At 45.8% G+C, this 13838-nt stretch carries 18 protein-coding genes; 7 read left to right on the forward strand and 11 right to left on the reverse strand.

Annotated elements, in window-relative coordinates; translation table 11 throughout:
• The first annotated feature begins 86 nt into the window (after positions 1–86).
• On the forward strand, positions 87–1307 hold the full coding sequence (locus PJK55_RS03260) for a cation:proton antiporter (RefSeq protein WP_271304789.1): 1221 nt from the start codon (positions 87–89) through the stop codon (positions 1305–1307).
• 48 nt (positions 1308–1355) lie between these two features.
• Here PJK55_RS03260 and PJK55_RS03265 read toward each other — a convergent pair whose 3' ends face one another.
• Positions 1356–2144: a LysM peptidoglycan-binding and 3D domain-containing protein gene (locus PJK55_RS03265; RefSeq protein WP_271304790.1), complete on the reverse strand. Its 789-nt coding sequence runs from the start codon at positions 2142–2144 to the stop codon at positions 1356–1358.
• Positions 2145–2352: 208 nt separating this feature from the next.
• Between PJK55_RS03265 and PJK55_RS03270 the strand changes: the two genes are divergently transcribed.
• The 4 genes from PJK55_RS03270 (at position 2353) to PJK55_RS03285 (ending at position 4418) form a co-directional block, all read left to right on the forward strand.
• Positions 2353–2613 (forward strand): DUF1294 domain-containing protein, encoded by a 261-nt coding sequence (locus PJK55_RS03270; RefSeq protein ID WP_214692393.1) that lies wholly within the window; start codon positions 2353–2355, stop codon positions 2611–2613.
• Between the two features lie 24 nt (positions 2614–2637).
• Positions 2638–3021 (forward strand): hypothetical protein, encoded by a 384-nt coding sequence (locus PJK55_RS03275; RefSeq protein WP_271304791.1) that lies wholly within the window; start codon positions 2638–2640, stop codon positions 3019–3021.
• Positions 3022–3097: 76 nt separating this feature from the next.
• Positions 3098–3427: a hypothetical protein gene (locus tag PJK55_RS03280; protein ID WP_271304792.1), complete on the forward strand. Its 330-nt coding sequence runs from the start codon at positions 3098–3100 to the stop codon at positions 3425–3427.
• Between the two features lie 334 nt (positions 3428–3761).
• The gene (locus PJK55_RS03285; protein ID WP_271304793.1) at positions 3762–4418 is read left to right on the forward strand and encodes a helix-turn-helix transcriptional regulator; all 657 of its coding nucleotides are present in this window, start codon (positions 3762–3764) and stop codon (positions 4416–4418) included.
• Positions 4419–4434: 16 nt separating this feature from the next.
• Here the strand turns inward: PJK55_RS03285 and PJK55_RS03290 are convergent, their stop codons facing one another.
• Entirely contained in the window at positions 4435–5193 is a 759-nt protein-coding gene (locus PJK55_RS03290; protein WP_271304794.1) for a glucose 1-dehydrogenase, read from the reverse strand.
• 181 nt (positions 5194–5374) lie between these two features.
• On the opposite strand from PJK55_RS03290, the gene PJK55_RS03295 reads away from it, so the two are divergent.
• Complete coding sequence (locus PJK55_RS03295; RefSeq protein ID WP_271304795.1) at positions 5375–6226, forward strand: alpha/beta fold hydrolase; 852 nt, start codon at positions 5375–5377, stop codon at positions 6224–6226.
• Between the two features lie 22 nt (positions 6227–6248).
• Here the strand turns inward: PJK55_RS03295 and PJK55_RS03300 are convergent, their stop codons facing one another.
• The 7 genes from PJK55_RS03300 to bglA all read right to left on the reverse strand — a co-directional run bounded on the left by PJK55_RS03300 (position 6249) and on the right by bglA (position 11891).
• Positions 6249–7193, reverse strand: a complete 945-nt coding sequence (locus tag PJK55_RS03300) for an alpha/beta hydrolase (RefSeq protein ID WP_271304796.1) — start codon at positions 7191–7193, stop codon at positions 6249–6251.
• The gene (locus tag PJK55_RS03305) at positions 7186–7740 is read right to left on the reverse strand and encodes a helix-turn-helix domain-containing protein (protein ID WP_271304797.1); all 555 of its coding nucleotides are present in this window, start codon (positions 7738–7740) and stop codon (positions 7186–7188) included. Before PJK55_RS03305 ends, PJK55_RS03300 begins: the two co-directional genes overlap by 8 nt.
• Positions 7741–7870: 130 nt before the next feature.
• Complete coding sequence (locus tag PJK55_RS03310) at positions 7871–8095, reverse strand: excalibur calcium-binding domain-containing protein (protein WP_370149069.1); 225 nt, start codon at positions 8093–8095, stop codon at positions 7871–7873.
• 151 nt (positions 8096–8246) lie between these two features.
• Positions 8247–9071 (reverse strand): SDR family oxidoreductase, encoded by an 825-nt coding sequence (locus PJK55_RS03315; protein ID WP_271304798.1) that lies wholly within the window; start codon positions 9069–9071, stop codon positions 8247–8249.
• Positions 9072–9159: 88 nt separating this feature from the next.
• Positions 9160–9483: an ArsR/SmtB family transcription factor gene (locus PJK55_RS03320; protein WP_214692369.1), complete on the reverse strand. Its 324-nt coding sequence runs from the start codon at positions 9481–9483 to the stop codon at positions 9160–9162.
• 69 nt (positions 9484–9552) lie between these two features.
• Positions 9553–10362, reverse strand: coding sequence for an MBL fold metallo-hydrolase (locus PJK55_RS03325; RefSeq protein WP_271304799.1), 810 nt, complete (start codon positions 10360–10362; stop codon positions 9553–9555).
• Positions 10363–10454: 92 nt separating this feature from the next.
• Positions 10455–11891, reverse strand: a complete 1437-nt coding sequence (bglA, locus tag PJK55_RS03330) for a 6-phospho-beta-glucosidase BglA (RefSeq protein WP_271304800.1) — start codon at positions 11889–11891, stop codon at positions 10455–10457.
• Between the two features lie 135 nt (positions 11892–12026).
• Here bglA and PJK55_RS03335 point away from each other — a divergent pair, with 135 nt between their 5' ends.
• The gene (locus PJK55_RS03335) at positions 12027–12737 is read left to right on the forward strand and encodes a GntR family transcriptional regulator (protein ID WP_271304801.1); all 711 of its coding nucleotides are present in this window, start codon (positions 12027–12029) and stop codon (positions 12735–12737) included.
• Between the two features lie 53 nt (positions 12738–12790).
• Here PJK55_RS03335 and PJK55_RS03340 read toward each other — a convergent pair whose 3' ends face one another.
• Entirely contained in the window at positions 12791–13345 is a 555-nt protein-coding gene (locus PJK55_RS03340; RefSeq protein WP_271304802.1) for a suppressor of fused domain protein, read from the reverse strand.
• Between the two features lie 172 nt (positions 13346–13517).
• Complete coding sequence (locus PJK55_RS03345) at positions 13518–13832, reverse strand: NUDIX domain-containing protein (RefSeq protein ID WP_333781792.1); 315 nt, start codon at positions 13830–13832, stop codon at positions 13518–13520.
• Positions 13833–13838 lie beyond the last annotated feature (6 nt).

Here is a 13838-nt window from a genome sequence, read left to right on the forward strand (position 1 = left end):
TCTTACCCGAAATCGGGCATTCTTAGCAGATGTTTTTCATGATATGGGTATACATATATGAGGAAGCGATGAAATGGAGGGTGTTTATGGAAGACATGATGATCGGATTCAGCTTACTTGTCCTCATCGGTGCACTTTCGCAGTTGATTGCATGGCGTTTTGACTTCCCTGCCATCTTGATCATGACGGTTGCAGGTATCCTGGTCGGTCCGATTTTCGGATGGTTAGAGCCAGACTTGATATTAGGTGATTTATATAGCCCGCTCATCTCGATCGCCGTGGCGCTCATCTTATTTGAAGGCAGTCTCAGTCTCGAGTTTAAAGAGATTGATGATTTAAGAAAGCCAATTTTTCGTCTCGTTACCGTCGGTGTCTTCATTTCGTTTATCCTGACCTCTATCTTATTGATTTGGATTGGAGATTTTCATTGGTTGCCGGCTTTCACACTGGGGGCCATCTTCGTGGTGACAGGACCAACTGTCATCATTCCGTTATTACGTCAAGCAAACTTATCAGTTCGACCTTCGAAAGTGTTGAAATGGGAAGGGATTATCGTCGATCCACTCGGTGCATTGATGGGTCTCTTCGTCGTACGGATCGGCTTTATTTTGTATCAAAATGACGGACTCGCGAGCCATCTACCTTTCTTTTGGTCCTGTATCGTCGCCGTCGCTTTTGGGATTGCCGTCGGACATTTACTCATCCGCTTGTTCGGGAATGAGAAAGTCCCAGAATATTTACGGACGACGTTGACGTTCTCAGGAGTTCTTCTTGTTTACTCCATCAGTGAATGGGTCATGCATGAGGTAGGACTGTTGGCCGTGACGGCGATGGGGTTGACGATGGCGAACTCCAAACATGGGCATCTCCACATTTTGAAACAACTTCGCGAGTTTAAAGAAAACATCTCGATCTTGCTCGTTTCGACCGTGTTTATCATTCTGACCGCGAGTTTGACCCGCGACAGTTTACTTGCCATCTTCGACTGGCCGCTCCTCTTGTCGATTCTAGGAATTTTATTCATCGTACGCCCCGTCTCCGTGCAAACCTCCTTACTCAGCTCCCCTTTGACAACGAAAGAGCGGGCGCTCATCAGTTGGATTGCCCCACGTGGGATCGTCGCCATGACGGTGACAGCATTTTTTGCACAAGAGATTGCAGAATTAGGGATTGAAGACGCAGAACGGATGCTCCCGACCACGCTCGGTCTCGTCGTTATCTCGGTCGCCTTGCATGGATTGACGATTAAGCCGCTCGCCAAACGCTTAGGGTTGACGAAAGTGAAGAATCCTTGGGAAAAAGGATAAACACAAAAAAAGACACCGCCCGATGGCAGTGTCTTTGATGAGCTTGAATTAGTTCAAGACTTTGATTGTGATTGACTTGCGTCCGAAGTTGAGCGCTTGCTCTTGTGTCGGCATCAAGAGGTCAATTTTATTACCTTTGATGGCACCACCAGTGTCTCCTGCGATGGCTGTACCGTATCCTTCAACCCATACTTTAGAACCGAGCGGAATGACAGAAGGGTCGACCGCGATGACTTTTTGGTTAGGGTTCGAACGAACATCGATACCTGTCGCTGTGATACCAGAACATCCAGCACAGTATGGTGTATACGCTGTTGCTTCAACAGTCATTGTCTTACCTGAAGCCGGAGCTTGGGTTTGCGTTGTAGACGATGCTGTTTTCGTAACAGGTGTTGATGTTGAAGTTTTCGGTGCTGATGCCTTCGCATCATTCGCTACTGATGCAGCTGCTGCACCTTTCACGGCGAACTGTTGGCCTGGGAAGATAAGATCTGAATCAAGACCGTTCCAAGTCATCAATTGATTGACAGAGATCCCGTGGTTCAATGCGATACGATAAAGTGTATCACCTGATTTAACTGTATACGTTTTAGATGCAGTAGAAGCTTGTGACTTCGCTTCTGCCTTTCCAAGTTTCAAGACTTGGTTCGGGTAAATCATATTTGAGTTTAAGCCGTTCGCTTGTTTAATGTCGTTTACAGAGACGTTGTTGTTCACGGCGATACGGTAGAGTGTATCTCCAGACTGAACTGTGTGTGTTGATGCTGCCGAAGCTGGAGCAGCGACTCCTAAACTAAGGCCAGCGAGTGCCGTTAGTGTCAATAGTGGTTTTTTCATAAGAATATTCCTCCCTTTTCTAACGCCCCCTTACTGTAACACCTCTATATTTCATAGCGATTACAGGACGATATGAGAGTCATATCAGTTCATTTACAGAACAATTCATGGGGATGAGAGGATTCAGAAAATTGTTTCAATCCATAAAAACGGCTTTGTAGAGCCATTTTAGGATATAATAAAGAGAGAAATAAGGAGGTTTTGGTCTTTGGAACTATTACTGCTATATTACATTGTGACTAATTTACTAGCGTTTGTGTCATTTTTTGTCGATAAACGACGGTCTCGCATCGGGGCTTGGCGCATTTCGGAGCGTACGTTATTGACGATGGCATGGATTGGTGGGGCATTCGGCGCTTATTTGGCAATGCGCATCTTCCGACATAAAACGTTGAAGCCGAAATTCCGGATTGGGGTACCTGTTGCGATTCTCGTCCATGCGGCTTTTACAGGGTGGCTCATCTTTTAAATCGATTATGAAGGAGATACTCTAGTGAGTCATACGAAACTATCTTCATTCACGATCAAAGATGTGATTGAGAGACAAATTCAATTTGTTGAGACGAACAAAGTATTTGAAGATTTGTTTGTGAACGATTTACAAGTAGGTCGGCTAATTGATTTTCAAACAGGCCAGTTGCTGGCTCTACGTAATATGTTATCAGATGTCATTGAGATGAAAGAGAATCAGTTTTTAGAAAAATACCTAACAGAGATGGATGATTTGAATGAGCGATATAAAGTGGGTGAATTTTCGAGCCGAAGCCAGGCTGATCATCTGAACGGCTATACTACTGCAGTCATCAATATCTTATCTTGTATTGATCCCGAATTCTGTATTGCGCTAGAAGATTACTTTGAAGGTTTATTGTACTGACTTGAAGAGTCTGATTGATGAAAACTTTTTTTTAGGTTTCGGAATCATTTTGATAGACGCTCTGGAGGGGAGACATTTGGAGAATGAATGGTTGTCGAGTTTCACTTTAGCAAACATGATTGAAAGAGAAATCATGTTTATTCATAAGCAGACAATATTTGATAAAGCCTACTATCAATCGTATGATGAAGGTCAGTTAGTAGCATTCGAACAAATGTTAGAAGATGTTACGGTTATGTATGAAGATGAATTTGTTAACAAGTATCTAATGTTGCTGGATTCAGTAACTGATTCATTCAAGACATCTGAACAACAAGATGAAGCCATTGAACATAAACTCGTAGGCTACAATGATGCGATTTTAACAATCATTACATATATAAGACTAGAATATCCGTACAATTGACAGAGATAAGAATGAACTGCGGATTGATTGATCAGTTATATAGAAGAAACTGGTTCAATTTTCATTCGTTCAGTCTGGGAAAATGTATGAATTTTGGCATGATATTCGGTTTTATTTCTTATGTCCCGGTATAACTCATTAAAAAATATCATGATTTTGAGGTGATCCATTGGAAGGGACTCAATATCCGTCCGCAACAATATGGGACTCTTCACACTGCCCCACGTCTCATTTTTATGTTTCGAAACAATTCCACTTAATTTGGGTAATAGACGGCGAATGTGATTTATCAATTGACGGGATTCGTTATCAACTTACATCCAAGTCAGGATGTATGATTGGACCGAATCAATTCTATTCGATACGCCTTTCAACATCGGTGAGCCGCGTATACGAAATCTCCTTTACCCCGCAAGGGACGTTATCAACACTATTAGAAGACATATATGTCCGACCGTATATAGAGAACCATTACCCACCCTACATGTATGATTCTAATCAGAAGCAAGATCGTGCCGCACTTCAAGCGGCTGAGAAAGCGGTGAATCGACTATTATCAAACGATGACTTTTCATTGTTTGATTCACTTCTTCACTTAACGGTCATTTGGCGCCATCGTATCCAACGAATGAACGAGCCGATGTATCGTTCTAGTTCACTAAATCGTGTCACGAATCTTCTTCATTCGATTCATTCTGAAAAACATTCGCGGCTGACATTAACTCAGTTAGCTGATCATAACAAGTTAAGCAAAAGTGAATGTTGTCGTTTATTCACTAGATATCTAGGTACTTCTCCTTCTCAATACATCCAGTCAGTTCGTATGCACAATGCTGCGAATACTTTACTTACGACTCAACTATCAATTGCTGAAACAGCTCAATTATACGAATACTCATCAGTCAGTCACTTCGTCCAGACATTTAAAGCACATCATTCGATCACCCCGCTCGCCTATCGAAAAAAATACCAAACGAAAAGAGCCGAATGATTTCGGCTCTTTTCGTTTATCTTGCCGTCCAACCGCCATCCGCTTTCAGTACATCTCCATTTACAAAACTTGAATCGTCTGACGCTAAAAAGAGCGCGACGTTCGCGATTTGTTCGGGTTCACCCATCGGTGCTTCCCCCGCACCTTGGATGGCACGCATCCCGAGTTCGCTCGGAGCGGTGATGGTCGAACCGATATTCGTATTGACACCACCTGGCGCGATGGCATTAGCACGAATCTTACCGAGTGTCCCATGGGTTGCTGCAATATTTTTCGTTAACCCGATCAAGGCATGTTTCGATGCCACATACGCTGCGCCACCTCGAGTGCCGAACAATCCTCCGACAGACGCATTGTTGATGATGACCCCGCCACTATCTTGTTTCTCCATCACTTGAATGGCAGCACGGGCTAATTTCATCGGTCCGGTCAAATTGACGGCAAGGACTCGGTCCCATAGTTCATCCGTCACTTCCCCCACCGTCATAAAGTTGTCCATGATGCCCGCATTATTGACGAGAATGTCGACCGACCCGAACGTTTCTTTCGCTGTATCGACGAGTCGGTCGATATCTGACTGATTCGTGACGTTACCAGCGATGCCGACGACTTCCCCACCTCCCGTCTTCATCTCTTCGACCACTGCCTGCACAGAATCTTCATTCATATCGAATGCGACGACCCGCGCGCCTTCCTTCGCGAAGAGTTTAGCGATGGCCCGCCCCATACCAGAGCCGGCCCCGGTGACGATTGCTGTTTTCCCCGAAAGTTTCATCCATCATTCCTCCTTTAAACTTAAGAGCGTATATGATGCGTGATGATAGAAAGCTACCTATCACTAAGTTATACCCTCATTTGTTCACGAACACCGTGAGAAAGATGGCGAAATTTCTTCAATTGATTTCCAATCATCTTTATACTTGAATGGAATCCATTCTATATAGAGGAGAGATGAAGTGAGACAATTCAAAGCAACCATCCACGGTCAAGGTGACCCTGTTCTATTCCTTCCCGGTGGCGGATTCACCGGGTCTCAAGGACAACAGTTTGTCGAAGCGTTACATAAACAATTTGAAATCCATCTGTTAGACTTACCTGGTTTTGGTGAGAGTGAAGGACTACATACATATGCGACCTCCAAAGTACTCGCAGATTGGGTCGAAGCATACCGAACTTCACGACAATTGGAGTCCATTCGGTTGATCGGACATTCGATGGGGGGTGCCATCGCGCTTGCTTATGCGGTCCATTACCCAGACCGGGTCAGACGGTTGATTCTCCTCGATCAAGGTCATAAACCGAATGCCATGATGCCTTTTCGTGAATATGGCATATTTGGATTCGCTTTCCCCCTTTTGCGACTGCTCTATCACAGTTCCCCGAAGCGCATCTTGAACTCGATTGAAGCTCACATGAACAAGAGTGATTCCGTATTTTCCGAGGAACGGTTTCAATTGTTCTGTCGACGGATTGGGGTTGAATCAACATCGATGATTCGAACAGCTTTCGAGCAGCCCGCTCGTCTGTCGACCGGTGGCATACATTTATTGTTCGGATACGACGGACTGGACTTTAAGGATTTGCTTCGACGGGTCAAAGTGCCGACGCAACTCTATTATGCGGACTTCACAGGTATTGATTTGAATGAGGCGAAACGGACGCTCCGGCATATCAAACGAGCGGAACGGGAGCTTCATCCCTCTGTGCAATTGATTGCCGTCCCAGGCGGGCACTTCGTCCAGTGGAGTCGTCATTTCTCGATGGGACACGTTGAGCGGTTCTTACGTAAAGAAGAAGGCAACGGATAATTCTCCGCTGCCTTCTTCTTTATCATGATATCCAGTTGTGGCGTATGAGCCATTCGTGGAGCTGGTGTTGTAGCTCGGGATGAAGCGGCTCAGTGAGTTGTGCACGATATTGTTTTTTCACGTCCAGAATGCTCATCTCCCCGTCGAAATGTTTCAACATATGGTCCATGTTTCTAATCTTTTGTACCTCGACATGTTCCGCGTGAAGAGCATCGAGCTCGTCAAGATGATGGACGTCCGTTTGAACGTCTCGATCTCCGGTCAGCGCAAGTGTCGGTACATTCAACTGAACCAAGCGATCCCGGAGCGACTCATCCGTATACGCAAGGTGCTCCCGTAACCATTTGGCAGGGAATTTCATCAGTTGGATTCGCATCGTATCCTGGTCCGTCGCTGTGACACGTTCGAACAGTTTTTGTTGCTTTCCGATGACCGACTTCTCGTTCAAGCTGAGTCGGAGTAGTTTCCCTTTGATTCCTTTCGTACGCTTTACTTCATCGAGTAAGAAGTGCGCCTGTTCCTGCATGCTCGTCTTCAAGGCCGCACCGGCACCAGACAATAGAATCAGGCCGGAAACCGACTCGCGTTCAGCCGCAAGCGTAGCGACAATACATCCTTCGCTATGACCGAGCAACAAGATGTCTTGTGAGACCGATTTCAGATAACGGATCATCGTTGCCACGTCATCAACGAGCCCAGACAGACCGACGGTATTCCGATTTCCTCCACTTTTGCCGATGCCACGTTTGTCAAAACGTAACGTGACGAAACCTTGTGTCGTCAGCCATTCTGCCAGATCTTTATACAGATTCGACTTGAAGCCTGTCCCATTCCCGTCGCGGTCCAATCCACCGGTCCCCCCGATAAGGATGATGGCTGGAAATGGCGACTGGCTACCATGTGGAGTCGTCATTGTAGCCGCGATGGTTGATTCTCCTTGAATGAATACCTGTTCTTGCTTATACATCATCCATCTCCTCCTTTTCTTCGACCGGCATGAACGCATACGAGAACTTTCGTAACGTACGTTCTTCGGATGGCTCATGGTCCAACACATCTTCTAATAAGTCATAAAGACCTTTTAAGAATCGGTCACTTTCGGTATCGGACAGGTAGAGCGGGATGCTCCGGAATCCGACTTTGTCTTCTAGGAGATCGATTGAGTCGCGCTTCAGATAGTTGCCGAAATCCATGAGCAGTGACATCGCAAACGTGTAACAGACCATATACAGTTGCTCTCGGTCTTCCTCCTCAACAATCTTGTTGATACTGGTTAACGGATTGTTTTGAATCGCATATACTTTCTCATACACCCCGCGAACTTTATTTTCGCTCATGACAGATAAAATCTCGTCTTGTACCATTTTGTTGATATGGCGATAGAGGCTCGCTTGAGGAACATCGGGAAGTGCTTTTGCTAAGTCTCCGGTCGTGACTCCTTCATTCATCAGAACGTGTTGAAAGATTTTCATGCGAATCGGGTTCAATAAACTTTTTAAGACATCTTGATTCATTGATTCCACCTCAATGTTATCATATTTGATAATGTTATTATTTATGATAATATCATGTGGTCGAATCGTTGTCTATATCCATACAAAAAGCCGCCCTCGTATGGCGGCTGATTCGATGCATGATTTATGATCACCGTTCACAGGCGATTCCGTCTTTGTCGCGGTCTTTTGATTGATTCGCGTCATATAAGGCTTTATTGACATAAGGTTTATAACGCGTCTTTCCACCTTTGTTTTTGGTCGTCTTCGATTTGGCCACGCCCCCTTTATACACTTTGTTCATCTCCGTGCAGTTTTTGAAGCGTTTCGCCGCAGCATCGACCGAGTCTGTCGGTGTTGCCGTCAATCCAATCATAAGAATGAACGTCGATAATGCCAGTGAGACTTTTTTCATCAAACCCCTCCTCTTACAGTTATATCGGGTGATTTTGTGTGATATTTATCATTGAATGAGTGGATAAAAAATTTTTTCCGACACTGATGAAGTTCAAAAGAGATACTTGATGTTAATTTTTCTCTACGACACGTCGCACGATAGAGAAGAACACTTGGTTCGGCAGATAACGCTTCAGCGCGATCAACAGTCCTGCCTGTTTACCCGATGGATAGCGGAGACGCTTCTTCCGGTCGGTCGCTGCACGCCAAATCGTCTCGGCGACGACCTCCGGGCCTTCAGCGTTCGCACCAGCGGCATTCGTGTTATGGAGCGCGACTTCCGTATAGTTATCATATACGTCGAGCGGTTGGTCACGGACGAGTTCCTGGGAACGACCATAAAAGTCTGTCTTGATTGGTCCTGGTTCAATCAATTTCATGTCGATATTAAACGGTGCCAGTTCAAACTGAAGCGATTCGATGAACCCTTCGATCGCCCATTTTGAACTATGATACAGACTATAGATTGGGAATGTGATTTGACCACCGACCGAAGACACGGTCACAATACGCCCGCTCCGTTGTTTACGGAAATACGGGAGAGATGCCCGGATCACATTCATCACACCGAAGACGTTTGTATCAAACTGACGCTGAATCTGTTCAGGAGAGGCTTCTTCAAAAATCCCGACCGCTCCGTACCCGGCATTATTCAATAACACATCGATTGTGCCGTGATCCGAGACGATTTGCTCGAAGGCGTCACGAATGCTCGATTCGTTCGTCACATCTAGCTGATAGAGCGATACCCCTTTTAGGTTGGACAGTTCTTGATGGTCTTCAGGACTTCGCATCGTTGCGGCGACATGCCAGCCTCGTTTGCTGAACAGTTCGACGGTCGCTCGACCAATCCCGCTTGACGCTCCCGTGATGACAATCGTTTGTTTCTGATTCATATTCATTCTCCTCTTAATGTTTATATGTTTAAACTTTTAAACTAATTAGTGGAAAAGAAGCCTTTCTCTTTGTTTTCAAAAAGAAAGGTCATAAGATACATTCATCTTCGATCGCACGGGTCAGTGCTTTGAGCAGTCCGACCGCGTCCTCGAGGGTCAAGAAGTAAAAATTCTCCGTCCCGATTTTCTCGGAAGAGACGATCCCTGCTTGTCGCAACAGTTTGAGGTGATGCGAGATGGCCGGTCTAGACAACTCGATCTTTTCATCAATCTGATTGACGTTCAATCGCTCATGTCTGGCGATCTCGACGATGATGCGTTGACGATTGACGTCGGCTAATACTTGGAACAATGGGATTGCATCTTCAAATAAAGATAGCGACGCCTCGGGTGTTGTATCTGGTTGTTTCATATTCATCACTCCGTTTAAAAGTTTAAACGTTTAATCATGTATTCAGAATACTAGGTGATTCGCCTTCTGTCAACGAAGTTGTTCGTAGACTTCTCGAAGAATACTTGAAATCATATGTCTGGAGTCATAATCCCGCTTGGAGATTTGGACGAGCGGCGACGGGTCAGGGAAAAGGTGAGCGTTGATATCGTCAATCGTATAGCCCGCAGCGGTTTTCGTTAACACGTCATCGGTCAAACGTTCTAGATAATCGAGCTTTTTGGTCAATTGCTCCCTCCCCTTCTCGAGACGCCCAGCGTGTTGGCAATATACTTCCTCAAATTCTAGACTCAGGACACGTTTTAGCGAGCGAATCTGTTCGGGGACGGACTCCTCGGGAATCATCACTTTCGGATACGGATGGACAAACAAATCACCGGAAAACAGTCGACCGTTCTCCTCATCGAATAAGACGACGTGATTTGGTTCATGACCTGGTGTATGAATCACCTCATATGAATGATGTTCCGACGTGATTTGATTATCATGATAGGCGATTGGTTGAAACGGTTCCGGGTCACCGGAGAAGCGTGCCCGATAATCGGGGATATCTAGCCTCGCCCGACACATTTCGATCGCGGTTTCACGTATGTAGATTGGGACTCCGTAAGTTCGCTCGAGCCATGCGGCAGTTCCGATGTGGTCTTCATGTGGGTGAGTGATACTGACGAGGTCGATTGGGACCGACTCATAAAAGGATTGTAGAGCGGGGAGCATCGTACGCGTCCCGGTATCGATGATCATGCCATCGATATAATACACATACATCGACATTTCGAATGGACCGTTCTTCACTTTTGCGCAAACTGCCGTCACCGGTCCATAGTTCTTTATTTGCATCATGCACCCTCCTATATCCTAATTTTCTTTATTATAGCGAAAAAGAGCAAAGACCTGCATACATTTCACAGTTCTTTGCCCCTCTGTTTCACTTATAGTTCTTCCCCATTCGTCGCGATGACCTGTTTATACCAGTCGAACGAGTCTTTCTTCATCCGCTCCATCGACCCGTTTCCTTCATTGTCGCGGTCGACGTGAATCATTCCGTACCGTTTCTTCATCTCTCCCGTTGTGAACGAGACGATGTCGATGATGCCCCAAGGTGTGTACCCGATCAAGTCGACCCCGTCATAGATGACGGCTTGCTTCAATTGTTCGATATGCGCTTTCAAATAATCGATTCGGGCTGCGTCATGAATCTTCCCGTCGACAATCTCATCGACGGCACCGAATCCATTCTCGACGATGAAGAGCGGAATTTGATAGCGGTCATAGAGACGATTGAGCACATAACGGAGACCGACCGGATCGATGGCCCAGCCCCAGTCACTCGACTGAATGTACGGATTCTCGACACCGTTCGGCAAACCACCGTTGACGATATCCCCGCTGTTGTCCGCGACAACGTCACTTTTGACGGTCGTCGACATATAGTAACTGAAGCCGAGATAATCGACCTTCCCGTTAAGTAAAATCTCTTCGTCTCCTTCAAGGATTGGGATGTTGTACCCTTCGCGCTCGAACTCGTTCAAGGCGTAACTCGGATAGAACCCACGTACTTGTACGTCCGGGAAGAAGTAACGTTGACGCATCATCTCCTCTGCCAACATGACGTCGTCCGGGTTTGATGAATACGGGTAGATTGGGACATGCGACACCATCGCCCCAATCTCGAAGTCCGGATTGATGGCTTTCCCTTTGGCGACGGCGAGGGCGCTCGCAATCAGTTCGTGGTGTCCCGTCTGATACATGACTTCACGCGCGTTCTCCCCTTCTTCTAAAAGAACACCCGAATTCGTCCATAAGAAGAGCGGGTTATTGACGTCCATCTTGTTGTTGATCTCGTTGAACGTCATCCAGTACTTGACCTTGTCTTTGTAACGGTCGAAGCAGACCTCCGCGAAGCGGACGAAATGGTCGACGACGACACGGTTGCGGAACCCGCCGTACTCACGTGCGAGGTGGAGCGGCATCTCGAAATGCGAGAGCGTGATAATTGGCTCGATGTCATGTTCGAGTAACTCATCGAATAAGTCGTCATAAAATTGAAGACCCGCCTCGTTCGGCTCTGGATCATCACCATTTGGGAAGATGCGACTCCATCCAATCGAGGTGCGCAAGCATTTCAATCCCATCTCGGCAAAAAGCGCTATGTCTTCTTTATAACGATGATAGAAATCAATTGCCTCATGGTTTGGGTAGAATTCGTTCGGCTCAACCTTGTCCGTGATCCGACGCGCGACACCGTGTGCGCCTGCTGTCAAGACGTCGACGACGCTCGGTCCTTTTCCGTCAGCGTCCCAACCACCCTCGAATTGATGGGCGGCGAGTGCGCCTCCCCATAGAAAGTCTTTCGGTAACGTCTTCATCCTCTATTCCTCCTTCTAATGAATCATACACGTCAAGTATAATTGTACCGGTACAATTAAACAAGGTTGATACAATATAACAATTTGGTTTTTCATGATATAATACAAGAAGTGACGAAAAAGTGAGGAATGACCATGTTAAAATACCAACAAATCGCGAATGAAATAGAACAATACATTCATGAACAGAATTTAAAACAAGGTGATAAGCTACCCGTCCTCGAGCAGTTGATGAGCCAATATGCCGTCAGCAAGAGTACGATCACGAAAGCGTTGGAACTGCTCGAACGAAAAGGCATCATCTTTCAACTCCGTGGTAGCGGCATTTTCGTCAGACGCCATAATCGTCCCGGTTATATGAGTCTCTTTTCCACCCAAGGATTCAAGAGTAACCTTGGAGATCGAATCTTGACCTCTGATATACTCGACGTGTCTGTTATGAAACCAGATGCGTTGGTGGCCGAAAATCTCGGGATTGACGTAACAGACGATGTGTATCGTGTCGAACGGGTAAGGTATGTGGACGGGGAAGTACTATGTCATGAAGAATCGTATTATGTAAAAGCCATCGTCCCTTACTTGAATCGAGAGATTGTGGCCGACTCCATTTTCGATTACGTCCAAAGTGCGCTCGGTATCACGATTGGATTTTCTGACATGTACCTACAGGTCGGTCGATTGACGGAAAGTGAAGCGGTACACCTCGGTTTGCATGCGGATGATCCAACACTGCGCATTGAGACAATTTTCCACCTTTCAAACGGAAAACCGTTCGACTACTCACGCATCACGTATCATTACGAGCACTCGCAGTTCGTGGTCCAAGCGAACGGACCGTATATGTAAAACAAGCCCTCATGCGCATGCATGAGGGCTTGTCAGTTAACGAGGATTCCATTTTAGACGAGCGGTTTGCGTTTCAAATCGAGCAGTTCGTCATCTGTTTCATATAGCAATTCCTCGAACGCTTCAGCACCGTGTTCTTCGATAAAACGTTCTTCTGACGGGAAAATCGGAATAAACCATACTGATAATACTGTTTGTTCGTCTCCTTCATAGACAAGAAACGATTTATCAAAGTAAAATGGCGACGTTACATAGATTGAAGAGAATTTGAATCGTTTAAAGACGTTTGAGGGAAGTTCGAAATACTCGCCGAGTTTGAAAGCGTGATTTGTCTCGAGTGCGTGCGTCGTTAATTGCCATAACAACTCAAGCACGTCTTCATACGCACGTTTTTGTTTGAAGCTCAACAATAACTCTTGATGCGTATGAGTACCGTCCTCATTTTGCAACGTGTGCCAATGAAGTCCTAATGTCGAGATGGTGAACGTATCGGTTTCAGGGCTGTCATCGAACTGCAAGAACTGTATGGCCTGTTCTAATAAATCTTCTGTTTCGAATTGATTCGTGAATTTTCCACAATGGGATTCTAAATGCTCTAAGTAATTCATTATGTTTCCAACTTTCTTAATGGATTCTTACTTTATTATAGGCGTTTGTTCTCGAGTCACCCAATCCATAATGAACCTCTCTTGGTGGCTGTTCAATGTTGGGAGTTGATGGCGTGAGAAAAAGCGATGCTCGTGACTCTCTTCTCCTTCCTGCGTGAGTTCTCCTGAGAATTCACGCAGGAAAGATGACTTGTACACTAAAGACTTGGTCTCCATTTTCATAAGAAGCATATCCTTCGTTCCCTGAGTATAGACCGAACAAGCTGATTTGATTGACCGTAAGACCAGTCTCTTCAAACACCTCGCGTTGAGCCGCGGCCTCGAATGTTTCACCAGGTTCCATGACGCCACCTGGAATGCCCCAGACGTCATGGTCTTTACGATGTTGAAGCAAAATTTGATTTTCTCGTTCGATGATTACACCGCATCCGACCGTCATTAACAAATTGGATCCGATGAGTTGCCGCATATCTTGTATGTAGTTCAATATCCT

Source organism: Exiguobacterium sp. MMG028, from assembly GCF_027947425.1.
GTDB lineage: Bacteria > Bacillota > Bacilli > Exiguobacteriales > Exiguobacteriaceae > Exiguobacterium > Exiguobacterium aestuarii_A.